The organism is Achromobacter sp. SIMBA_011 (genome assembly GCF_046535435.1).
In the GTDB taxonomy this organism is placed as follows: domain Bacteria; phylum Pseudomonadota; class Gammaproteobacteria; order Burkholderiales; family Burkholderiaceae_B; genus Achromobacter; species Achromobacter dolens.
Map to the genome: position 1 here is coordinate 1 of NZ_JAWRWN010001097.1, position 242 is coordinate 242.

At 64.9% G+C, this 242-nt stretch carries 1 protein-coding gene; it reads left to right on the forward strand.

The annotated features are described in order from the left end of the window. Nucleotides 1-26 precede the first annotated feature (26 nt). A partial coding sequence (locus SB816_RS34420) for a citrate/2-methylcitrate synthase (RefSeq protein ID WP_410548549.1) occupies nucleotides 27-242 on the forward strand: 216 nt, incomplete at its 3' end.

Here is a 242-nt window from a genome sequence, read left to right on the forward strand (position 1 = left end):
CTGCGCGCCGAAGGAGTCATCTGAACATGAGCACGACGAACACCGACCTCGCCGCCCTCTGCGCCGATTACTGGCGCACCTCGATCATCGACATTCATCCCGGCTCGATCGCCGTGCGCGGTTTTCCGATTCAGGAGCTGATCGGCCGCGTGAGTTTTCCGCAGATGATCTGGCTGATGCTGCGCGGCGAGCTGCCCGGCGACGACGAAGCGTCGCTGCTCGAAGCGGCGCTCGTGGCCTCG